Source organism: Pseudomonas sp. Bc-h (assembly GCF_002080045.1).
GTDB lineage: Bacteria > Pseudomonadota > Gammaproteobacteria > Pseudomonadales > Pseudomonadaceae > Aquipseudomonas.
On the sequence record NZ_MUIN01000004.1, the window covers coordinates 304,697 to 314,732 of the forward strand.

At 59.1% G+C, this 10,036-nt stretch carries 11 protein-coding genes; all 11 read left to right on the forward strand.

Annotation, left to right across the window (positions count from 1 at the left end; translation table 11 throughout):
• The 11 genes from tcyN to BWR59_RS08415 all read left to right on the forward strand — a co-directional run bounded on the left by tcyN (position 1) and on the right by BWR59_RS08415 (position 10,029).
• Positions 1–744, forward strand: coding sequence for an L-cystine ABC transporter ATP-binding protein TcyN (tcyN, locus tag BWR59_RS08365; protein WP_081565164.1), 744 nt, complete (start codon positions 1–3; stop codon positions 742–744).
• Positions 745–1,297: 553 nt separating this feature from the next.
• Positions 1,298–2,032 (forward strand): hypothetical protein, encoded by a 735-nt coding sequence (locus BWR59_RS08370; protein WP_081565165.1) that lies wholly within the window; start codon positions 1,298–1,300, stop codon positions 2,030–2,032.
• Positions 2,033–2,104: 72 nt separating this feature from the next.
• Positions 2,105–2,314, forward strand: a complete 210-nt coding sequence (locus BWR59_RS08375) for a hypothetical protein (RefSeq protein WP_081565166.1) — start codon at positions 2,105–2,107, stop codon at positions 2,312–2,314.
• A 194-nt stretch (positions 2,315–2,508) separates the two neighbouring features.
• Complete coding sequence (locus BWR59_RS08380; RefSeq protein ID WP_081565167.1) at positions 2,509–3,750, forward strand: SfnB family sulfur acquisition oxidoreductase; 1,242 nt, start codon at positions 2,509–2,511, stop codon at positions 3,748–3,750.
• A 22-nt stretch (positions 3,751–3,772) separates the two neighbouring features.
• Complete coding sequence (locus BWR59_RS08385; protein ID WP_081565168.1) at positions 3,773–4,993, forward strand: SfnB family sulfur acquisition oxidoreductase; 1,221 nt, start codon at positions 3,773–3,775, stop codon at positions 4,991–4,993.
• On the forward strand, positions 4,993–6,357 hold the full coding sequence (locus BWR59_RS08390) for an LLM class flavin-dependent oxidoreductase (protein WP_081565169.1): 1,365 nt from the start codon (positions 4,993–4,995) through the stop codon (positions 6,355–6,357). The genes BWR59_RS08385 and BWR59_RS08390 overlap by 1 nt, the downstream gene beginning before the upstream one ends.
• A 76-nt stretch (positions 6,358–6,433) precedes the next feature.
• Entirely contained in the window at positions 6,434–7,228 is a 795-nt protein-coding gene (locus tag BWR59_RS08395) for a MetQ/NlpA family ABC transporter substrate-binding protein (protein ID WP_081565170.1), read from the forward strand.
• 1 nt (position 7,229) lies between these two features.
• Positions 7,230–8,357 (forward strand): ATP-binding cassette domain-containing protein, encoded by a 1,128-nt coding sequence (locus BWR59_RS08400; protein WP_081565171.1) that lies wholly within the window; start codon positions 7,230–7,232, stop codon positions 8,355–8,357.
• Positions 8,347–8,991, forward strand: a complete 645-nt coding sequence (locus tag BWR59_RS08405; RefSeq protein WP_081565172.1) for a methionine ABC transporter permease — start codon at positions 8,347–8,349, stop codon at positions 8,989–8,991. Before BWR59_RS08400 ends, BWR59_RS08405 begins: the two co-directional genes overlap by 11 nt.
• Positions 8,992–9,086: 95 nt before the next feature.
• Positions 9,087–9,341 (forward strand): acyl carrier protein, encoded by a 255-nt coding sequence (locus BWR59_RS08410; protein WP_081565173.1) that lies wholly within the window; start codon positions 9,087–9,089, stop codon positions 9,339–9,341.
• 61 nt (positions 9,342–9,402) lie between these two features.
• On the forward strand, positions 9,403–10,029 hold the full coding sequence (locus BWR59_RS08415; RefSeq protein WP_081565174.1) for a class I SAM-dependent methyltransferase: 627 nt from the start codon (positions 9,403–9,405) through the stop codon (positions 10,027–10,029).
• Positions 10,030–10,036 lie beyond the last annotated feature (7 nt).

Genomic DNA, 10,036 nt, shown 5'->3' on the forward strand with positions numbered 1-10,036 from the left:
ATGATCACCGTTGAAAAACTGACCAAGGAATTCAAGGGCAATCAGGTACTCAAGGGCATCGATCTGAAGGTCGAACCCGGTGAAGTGGTCGCTATCATCGGCCCCAGCGGGTCCGGCAAGACGACGTTCCTGCGTTGCCTCAACTTCCTCGAAGAACCCACCAGCGGCACGATCGTCGTCGGCGACATCAAGATCGACGGCAGCAAGCCACTGAGCCAGCAACAGGGGCTGATCCGGCAGTTGCGTCAACATGTCGGGTTCGTGTTCCAGAACTTCAACCTGTTCCCCCATCGCACTGCGCTGGAAAACGTCATCGAAGGCCCGACCGTGGTCAAGAAGATGCCGCGCGAGCAGGCTGTCGAACTGGGTCGCAACTTGTTGGCCAAGGTCGGCCTTGCCGGCAAGGAAGACGCCTACCCCCGTCGTTTGTCCGGTGGGCAGCAGCAGCGCGTGGCAATTGCCAGGGCGCTGGCGATGGAGCCTGAGGTGATTCTGTTCGACGAACCTACCTCGGCGCTCGACCCCGAGCTGGTCGGAGAAGTGCTCAACGCGATCCGCGCTCTGGCCGAAGAGAACCGCACGATGGTCATCGTCACCCACGAGATGAGTTTCGCTCGCGACGTTGCCAATCGGGTGGTGTTCATCGACAAGGGCGTCATCGTCGAACAGGGCGATGCAAAAGCGCTGTTCGCGAATCCGAAAGAGGAACGCACCAGGCAATTTCTGGAACGTAGCAGGAACTAGTCCTACAACAACTGTTTAAAAAACGGCGCTGTTCAGCGCCGTTTTCTTTTACTTCAATATTTGGAAAAGTCTGCATCCATCAAAAATCTCTTTGATCGCGAACAGTAACAACCCACGCCAACATCGAAGTTTTCAATGCAAACCATTCTCAGGTTCTTCATCGATCATTTATCGTTTGACGAACATCATCCCAGTAAATATTCGGCACTTGTCCGGACGACAACGCGTCAGCGCTTTTTCCTTCTCTGGTAGGACGCGCCATACAGCCAAGGTGCCCACCACCCGCGCATTGACGTAGGAAACATCTGATTATCCTGCACACAAACATTTACGCCTTTTTGGGCGTTGACATATATACGGCAACACAATTAGCTCAAGAGCAACTTAGGAGTTCCTCCACGCACTTTAGCAATCCCACATTTAATACCGTTTGTAATGTTTGCCAACACTGTGCATCGGGGATGTACTTACACCATCGCTTTCAGGTTGTCGTCGCGTTAATAGCCATCGTGACCGCACTATTTAAAACACAATTTTGAGTGAGTATTCGAAGATGATTCAGACCCCCATCAGCACCACGCCGTTCGAGCTCTTCGCCCCGTCCCTTCCGCAGTCGAACAGACAGGGCATTGGTGCCCTGGCCGCTGCCGACCTTTCAGTGAACATCCCGCCTTATCCCGAAATGGAGAGCGGGGATCTTATCGAACTGTTCTGGGGTGAATGTTATGTCGCGTCGACATTGTTGGCTGAGTCCCACATCGGAGAAACAACCGTCCTACACATTCCGGAGAGCTTCCTTCAAAGCGGCAAAGTGAAGACCTACTACAAAGTCACGAAGATTGGCAGCGAGCCCGTGAAATCCCCTTGCTGCAAACTGTGGGTCAAGCTGGAGACTCCCGGAGGTCATCTGGTCAGCGCGGGCGGCGAAGAAAACCAGGGTCTGGCGCCGGTAATCTTCCCCGACGCCATCATGCGAAACGGTCTGAGCGCGCGACACCTCAACCAAGGGATCGAACTGCGCATCGACAGTTACCCCAACATGGAGGCGTACGACGAGATTACGTTGCGCTGGGGCGATGTGCGGATGGATCTGCCCGTCCTGACCGACAAAGACGTCGGCCATCCCATAAAGGTCCTCGTGCCCGCCTCGATCATCGAGGAAGCAGGCGATGATCTGCACCAGGAGGTGACGTACTGCGTGATTGATCGTGTGGGCAACAACTCGCTCTGGGCGCCGCCTCGGTCAATCAGGGTCAGCACAGAGGATTCACCGATTAGCCGAACTTGATGTCCGCGAATCTGGGCGACGTCGTCGCGGTGCAAGGACGCTGTACCGCGACCCTACAAACTGTTTTCGTGAATGACCGCACAGATTGAAAGCGAAAAGGAAATCTCCCACAGCATCTACAACCTCCTCCTACACAACACCTCCAAACCATGCAAAACGGTGCTGCTAGCCTGCGTTGAAACAGTTCGCGAGACGTCCGCCATGCGCAGCCGACATATCCTCAAGTACCTGATCCTCTTCCTCGTATTCGGCACCTGCATGGCCTACGCACACGCCATCTGATCAGCGAAGGGGACGAACTTTCGCCTTCTATGCTTATTCCTAAATTCAAGTTTATTTAATTTTTATACACGTTTAGGGTATATGCACCGGACCACCGGACCATCGTTTTTTCTGCCGCCATCGCGGTTTCGATTCGAGGTTCGAAATGGTCACGCACAACCACCCCAGTGCATCGGCTCGTGAAGGTCACCACCATGACTGATCTGAGCGCCCTCCTGGTCCAGCAAACCCTGGACGTTGCCCCACCTCTGTTGCCAGCGACAGTGCTGCGCAACGATGCCGACGCCATCGCCGCCGCCCATGAACTGGCTGAAGTAGTTCGACCGGGCGCCGCCGTCCGTGATCGCGAACGACAACTGCCGTGGGCGGAAATCGAGCGATTCAGCCAAAGTGGCCTGGGCAGTATCGCCGTGCCGCGCGCTTATGGCGGTCCGCAGGTATCGTTCGTCACCGTTGCCAAAGTGTTCGCCATTCTTTCGGCGGCGGACCCTGCAGTCGGCCAAATCCCGCAGAATCATTTCGGCATCCTCAATTCGCTGATCGGCAGTGCCAGCGAAGCGCAGAAAACCTTGCTGTTCAAAAGCGTGCTCGACGGCGCACGGATCGGCAATGGGGGCCCGGAGCGCGGCACCAAAAATACCCTGGACGTAAAAACGCGACTGACTGCCGACGGTGATCATTTTTTGCTCAACGGCCGCAAGTTCTATTCGACCGGTGCGTTGTTCGCCCATTGGGTCGCGGTCAAGGCGATCAACGATGACGGCAAGCAAGTGCTGGTATTCGTGCCGCGCGGGACGCCGGGCTTGCACATCATCGACGATTGGTCCGGCTTCGGGCAGCGCACTACCGCCAGTGGCAGCGTGTTGCTGGAAAATGTGCGAGTCAGCGCAGATCTGGTGATCGAGAACTGGAAACTGGGCCAGTCGCCCAACATTCAGGGCGCAGTTTCACAACTCATTCAAGCCGCCATCGATGCGGGAATCGCCCGTGAAGCGATCGACGAAAGCATTCGTTTCGTACGTGAGCGCTCACGCCCGTGGATCGAAGCCAATGTCGAGCGCGCCAGCGATGACCTGTACGTGATCGCTGATATCGGCAAGCTGAAACTGGAGCTGCACGCCGCCGAAGCGCTGTTGCACAAGGCCGGTCGTGTGCTCGATGAAATCGCCGCCTCGCCCATCGATGCCCAGGCCGCTGCGCGTGCATCAATCGTGGTCGCCGAAGCCAAGGGGCTGACTACCGAGATCGCCCTGCAGGCCAGCGAGAAGCTGTTCGAGCTGTCGGGCAGCCGCGCGACTCTGGCCGAATTCAACCTCGACCGCCACTGGCGCAACGCCCGGGTCCACACCCTGCACGACCCGGTGCGCTGGAAAGTCCACGCCGTCGGCGCCTGGCACCTCAACGGCACTCTGCCTGCCCGCCATTCCTGGATCTGACCAGACCACTGGAAACACACTCATGAGCATTCAATCCTTACCGCATGAAACGCAGGCGGCTCCCGCGACTGCGATTATTCGGGATGACGCCCAGGCGCTCGCCACTGCCCGGGCACTGGCCGAAACCTTCAAACAGCAGAGCGCCCTACGCGACCGTGAACGTCGTCTGCCGCACATTGAACTGGAACAGTTTTCCCGTTCGGGCCTGTGGGGCATCAGCGTGCCGCAAACCTTCGGCGGCGCGGGGGTTTCCAGCGTCACCCTGGCCGAGGTCATACGCATCATCTCCGCCGCCGACGGCTCGCTGGGGCAGATTCCGCAGAACCATTTCTACGCCCTCGAAGTACTGCGTGTGAACGGCAGCCCCGAACAACAGAAACGGCTGTACGCCGAAGTACTCGCCGGCCAGCGTTTCGGCAATGCGCTGGCGGAACTGGGGACCAAAACCGCCCACGACCGCACCACGCGTCTGAGCCGCGACGGCCAAGGCTGGCGCATCAATGGTCGCAAGTTCTACTCCACCGGAGCCTTGTACGCCCAACGCATCCCGACTTCGGTGATCGATGACGACGGCATTCAGCAACTGGCCTTTGTCCCGGCCAATGCTGCGGGGCTGAGCGTGATCGACGACTGGAGCGGTTTCGGTCAACGCACCACCGGCAGCGGTTCAGTGGTGTTCGAAAACGTCTATGTCGACGCCGACGACGTCGTGCCCTTTCAGACCGCTTTCGAACGGCCCACGACGGTCGGTCCGCTGGCGCAGATTCTCCACGCGGCTATCGACACCGGCATCGCTCGTGCCGCCTATGAAGACGCCCTGCATTTCGTGCGTACACGCACGCGGCCATGGATCGATTCGGGTATCGAAAAGGCCGTCGATGACCCGTTGACCCTGCATGGTTTCGGCAAGCTCTCGATTCGTCTGCATGCAGCCGAAGCGTTGCTCGAACGCTCGGGTGAATACCTTGACCGCGCGCAGGCCGAAACCACGGCAGAAAACCTTGCCCAAGCCTCGATTGCCGTGGCCGAAGCCCGTGCGATCAGCACCGAGATTTCCCTGGCTGCCAGCAGCACGCTGTTCGAACTTGCAGGCTCGCAGGCCACTCTGGCCGAGCATGGTCTGGATCGTCACTGGCGCAATGCGCGGGTTCACACGCTGCATGATCCAGTGCGCTGGAAATACCACGCCATCGGCAACTTCTACCTCAACGACGTCAATCCGCCACGTCGGGGGACCCTCTGATGAGCAAGAAAAAGATCCTGCTCAATGCGTTCAACATGAACTGCATCGGCCACATCAACCACGGGTACTGGACGCATCCGCGAGACACCTCGACCCAGTACAAGACGCTTGAATACTGGACGAATCTGGCTCAGTTGCTGGAACGGGGACTGTTCGACGGTTTGTTCATCGCCGACATCGTGGGCGTTTATGACGTGTATCAGAAGTCGATTGGTGTGCCGCTGAAAGAATCGATCCAGCTGCCGGTCAATGACCCGTTGCTGCTGGTCTCGGCCATGGCTGCAGTTACCAGTAACCTCGGTTTCGGTCTGACCGCCAACCTGACCTACGAAGCCCCTTACTTGTTCGCCCGGCGCATGTCGACGCTCGATCACCTGACCCGCGGGCGTGTGGGCTGGAACATCGTCACCGGTTATCTCGACAGCGCCGCCAAGGCCATGGGGCTGAAGGAGCAGATCGAGCACGACCGACGTTACGATCAGGCCGATGAATACCTGGAGGTGCTCTACAAACTCTGGGAGGGCAGCTGGGAAGACGACGCGGTCATCGAAGATCGTGAAGCGCGCATCTACGCTCAGCCGGAAAAAGTCCATTACGTGCGCCACAGCGGCGAGTTCTATCAGGTCGAGGGTTACCACCTCTGCGAGCCTTCGCCGCAACGCACACCCGTGTTGTTTCAGGCGGGCAGTTCGGATCGGGGCTTGCAGTTCGCCGGCAATAACGCCGAATGCGTGTTCATCAGTGCCCAGAACAAAGCCGCGACCCGCGAGCAGGTGGACAAGGTCCGCGCCAGCGCTGTCGCCGCGGGTCGCACCCCCGATGACATCAAGGTGTTCATGGGACTCAACGTCATTGTCGGCGCCACCGAGCAAGCCGCTCGCGCCAAGCATGCGGAGTACCTGACCTACGCGAGTGCGGAGGCCGGTTTGGCACACTTCTGTGCCTCGACCGGAATCGACTTCGCAGACTACGAGCTCAACGAGCCCATTCAGCACGTCAAAGGCAACGCCATTCAATCGGCGACGAAGATCCTCAAGAACAACGACTGGACCCGTCAGAAACTCCTCGACCAGCACGCACTCGGCGGTCGCTACATCACTGTCATCGGATCGCCCGACCAGGTTGCCGACGAGCTGGAATCCTGGATCGCCGAAACCGGTCTGGACGGCTTCAACCTGACCCGCATTGTCACCCCGGAGAGCTATGAGGATTTCATCGATCTGGTGATCCCTGAACTGCAACGCCGCGGCTCGTACAAGACGGCGTACGACCAGGGAACGCTGCGCCAGAAGCTGTTTACCGAAGGGGACGCTCGATTGCCAGAACGGCATGCGGGAGCCACGTTCCGGCGTTCAAGCCAATGATTTTCATTGCCTGAGCAGACTCCATCGCGCAGCAGGCACCACAGAACTAAACCCGACACCGATCCGGACACCTACCATGACAAAACAACTGCTGACCCTTGCCCTCTCTTTCGGCCTCTTTACAGGTCTTGCACAAGCCGCTGAGCAACCGCTTAAGGTCGGCACTACCGCTGCCTTCGCCATTCCGCTGGAGGCCGCCGTGGCCGAAGCCGACAAGCAAGGCCTCAAGGTCGAACTGGTGGAATTCACCGACTGGATCGCCCCTAACGTCAGCCTCAACGCTGGCGACATCGACGTGAATTACTTCCAGCACATCCCGTTCCTGGAAAACGCCAAGGCCGCGTCGGGCTTTGATCTGGTGCCCTACGCACCGGGCATCATCAACAACGTCGGCCTGTACTCGAAGAAATACAAAAGCTTCGATGAACTGCCGACCGGCGCCAGCGTGGCCATCGCCAACGACCCGATCAACAGTGGGCGCGGCCTGCAATTGCTGGCCAAGGCGGGGCTGATCACCCTCAAGCCCGGCGTCGGTTACAAGGCGACCGAAGACGACATCACCAGCAACCCGAAGAAGCTCAAGCTGATTCAGGTCGAAGCAGTACAACTGGTACGCGCCTATGACGACGCCGACCTGGTTCAGGGCTACCCCGCGTACATTCGGCTGGCGAAAACCTTCGATGCGGGCTCGGCGATTCTGTTCGACGGCCTCGACCATCCGGAGTACGTCATTCAGTTCGTGATCAAGCCAGACCACAAGCAAGACCCGCGCCTGGCCAAGTTCATCGACATCTACCAACACTCGCCTGTGGTGCGCGCCTCGCTGGATAAAGTGAATGGCTCGCTCTACCAGGTCGGCTGGAAGAACTGACATGAATGCGACCGCGCAACGCTCCCTGCCTCTGGAAGAGCCAACTCCGCATTCCGCCGCACAGACGCACCTGCACCCCGAGAAGGCCCTGGCGCATGTGCGCTTCAGCCAACTCGGCAAAGTCTACGAGGGCCAGCAGGGCCCGGTCGCGGCGCTCAAATTCATCGATCTGGATATCCAGCGCGGTGAGGTATTCGGCATCATCGGCCGCAGCGGCGCGGGCAAGTCGTCGCTGATCCGCACCATCAACCGTCTGGAGCAGCCCAGCAGCGGCCGCGTGCTGATCGATCAGGTCGACATCGCCGCCTTCAACGAAGACAAGCTGGTGGAGTTACGCCGACGGATCGGCATGATCTTCCAGCACTTCAACCTGATGTCGGCCAAGACCGTGTGGCAGAACGTCGAGCTGCCCTTGAAGGTGGCTGGCGTGCCCAAGGAGCAGCGTCAGCGCAAGGTTGCCGAGTTGCTGGAACTGGTGGGCCTGCGCGACAAGCACAAAGCCTACCCGGCGCAACTCTCCGGCGGGCAGAAACAACGCGTAGGCATTGCGCGGGCATTGGTGCACGACCCGGCGATTCTGTTGTGCGACGAAGCCACTTCAGCGCTCGATCCGGAAACCACTCAGTCGATTCTCGGCTTGCTGCGCGAGATCAATCAGCGCCTGGGCCTGACCATCATCCTCATCACCCATGAGATGGCCGTGATCCGCGAAATCTGTGATCGCGTGGTGGTTCTGGAGCAAGGCGAGGTCGTCGAGCAAGGCCCGGTGTGGCAGGTGTTCGGCAACCCGCAGCATGAAGTGAGCAAGACGCTGCTGGCGCCGTTGCAACACGCGCTGCCTGAAGATCTGCAGGCTCGACTGCAGCCGCAACCGTCGGACAAAACCGCCAGCGTCGTGCTCGATCTGCAGTTCACCGGCAGCAACGGCCAGGAGCCTGACTTATCGGCGTTGTTCAGCGCATTCGGTGGTCGCGTCAGCCTGCTTCACGGCGGCGTGGAACGCATTCAGGGCCACGCTCTGGGCCACCTGCTGCTCGCCATCAGCCATTCGCCGCTGTCCATCGAAGAATTGCTCATCCGCGCCCGCAAACAGGCGCAACACGCAAAGGTATTGGGTTATGTGGCTTGATCGTTTGTGGCAAGGCGTCATCGACACCTTTCTGATGGTCGGCGTGTCGTCGTTGATCGCGCTGATTCTGGGCATCCCGCTGGCGGTGATACTGGTCACCAGCGGCAAAGGCGGGATCTTCCAAGCGCCGAACGTCAATCGCGTGCTGGGGGCCTTCGTCAATATCTTCCGCTCGGTGCCGTTCCTGATCCTGATGGTCGCGCTGATCCCCTTCACCCGCCTGATCGTCGGCACCACCTACGGCGTCTGGGCAGCCGTGGTCCCCCTGACAATCGCCGCCACGCCATTCTTCGCGCGCATCGCCGAAGTCAGCCTGCGGGAAGTCGACCACGGCCTGATCGAAGCCGCGCAAGCCATGGGCTGCCGCCGCTGGCACATCGTCTGGCACGTCCTGCTGCCCGAAGCCCTCCCTGGCATCGTCGGTGGGTTCACCATCACCCTGGTCACCATGATCAACTCCTCGGCCATGGCCGGCGCAATTGGCGCAGGCGGCCTTGGAGACATTGCCTACCGCTACGGCTATCAACGTTTCGACACGCAGGTAATGCTGACGGTGATCGTGCTGCTGGTGGTGCTGGTGGCGTTGATTCAACTGGGCGGGGATCGCTTGGCAGTGAGATTGAACAAGCGGTGAGAAGGCTTAGCGATGCGCCCCTCACTCAGTTGGTCCGCCAGGATTATTGATATAGCCTTGGCGTTCAAACGGACTGTGGACATACGAGGCTGGCAATGGACGCTTTGGTAAATCGAGACGAACTGACTGAAAAGATCATCGACCTCTTCGTCTCGATCATTGGCTTCATTCCACGCGAAGCGGTATCGGCACAGACCAACTTCATCAAAGATTTCGACATCATCGATGATGATTTCACCTGCTTCATGATGCAGGTGAAGTGGCGGTTCAAGCTCAATCCAAGACCTGCTGATTGGGAGCGGATCGAGACCATCGACGAGGTGGTCGATCTGGTGCTCGACAAACGCTGAGCGTTGCTCATCACCCAAGCGGGGGTATATTGGCGGCTTCTCCCGCTCAGAATCCGCAGCAATGAAACTCGACCCGCAGGACCTCGCTCAGATCACCGCCACCACACTGGGCAATTACAACGATGTCGCCGAGGGCTTCCGCGAAGGTACGCGGGATCACGATGTCAGCCAGAACATCGACGCGCTGTTGCGCAATATTCAGGGCGCCGCGCCGTTTCAGATTCTGGACTTTGGCTGTGGACCGGGGCGGGATTTGCAAACTTTCACTGCCATGGGCCATATCGCGACAGGGCTGGACGGCTCCGAACGTTTCGCCGAAATGGCACGTGCCGACAGCGGCTGCGACGTGTTCCATCAGAACTTTCTTGAGCTGGATCTGCCTGCCGAGCGCTTCGACGGGATCTTCGCCAATGCCTCGCTGTTTCATGTGCCACGCCAGGAGTTGCCACGTGTCCTGAGCGAATTGCGGGGAGCATTGAAGCCCGGTGGCGTGCTGTTCAGCTCCAATCCGCGGGGCAACAATCAGGAAGGCTGGAAAGGCGAGCGCTACGGCTCGTTTCATGACCTTGAGTCGTGGAGCGCATTGCTGACCGATGCGGGCTTCGTCGAGGTCGAGCATTACTACAGGCCTGCCGGGCTGCCGAGGGAGCAGCAGCCCTGGTTGGCGAGTGTGTGGCGCAGGGTTTGATCAGGCC